The organism is Roseateles sp. P5_E8 (assembly GCF_054177665.1).
Genome location: NZ_JBGCUM010000143.1, coordinates 1 through 716 on the forward strand (window position 1 = coordinate 1; position 716 = coordinate 716).

Here is a 716-nt window from a genome sequence, read left to right on the forward strand (position 1 = left end):
GACGAGGCCAAAGAGCTGCGCATTGCCAAGGCTGCCGACGGTTCCCCGCAAGATGCGCTCGATCAAGAGCTGAGTAGCTTGGTCAATGGGGAGCCTTGGGTGTACCCCGATGGAGAGTTCAACACGGTCCTCATGATCAGCGTTCCGCTAGAACGCAATTACTCGCCGCACCAGACAGAGGGCCTTCGCACAATGGCCGTTTTCAAGCAGGCGGTTGCTCAGGCCAAAAGTGACCTCGTTGCGGCGCAGAACGACTTGCAACTCGCGCGAGCCGAGCTTACCGATCTCGAGAATGCTGCGAGCCAATTTCCGAGCGACGCGCTGCCGCCCGAGCTCGCGCTCAGCAAAGAAAGCGCGAAGAAGCGCGTCGAGACGTGTCGCCAGAACGAGCTCCAGCTCGAGCAGGATGTCACCGCGGAGCAGGCCAAGGCGCGCAATGCACGGCAACCGTTGATCGACCTGCTGAAGTGTGGGCCGACGGCGACGGATCAACAATCGGCCTTGCTGCGACAGGTGGTGGGCGCTCCAGGGAATGCGGATCGTCGTGACCGGATATTGCGTCTCGCTGAGACGCTGATGAAGGGTGCCGTCATGTCGTTTTCCGGAATGATCGTGGCGGACTCCCTGGGCGCGACGGAGATTGGGCATGCCTTGTGCTTCGTGACCGCCATCGTGATCATCGCGTCACTCCTGACGTTCGCGAGACTACTCTAGAC

1 protein-coding gene is annotated in these 716 nt (G+C 60.9%); it reads left to right on the forward strand.

Going from position 1 to position 716, the window contains the following annotated elements; all coding sequences use genetic code 11:
• A partial coding sequence (locus ACXRVZ_RS27675; RefSeq protein ID WP_458233140.1) for a hypothetical protein occupies positions 1-714 on the forward strand: 714 nt, incomplete at its 5' end.
• Between the last annotated feature and the right edge of the window lie 2 nt (positions 715-716).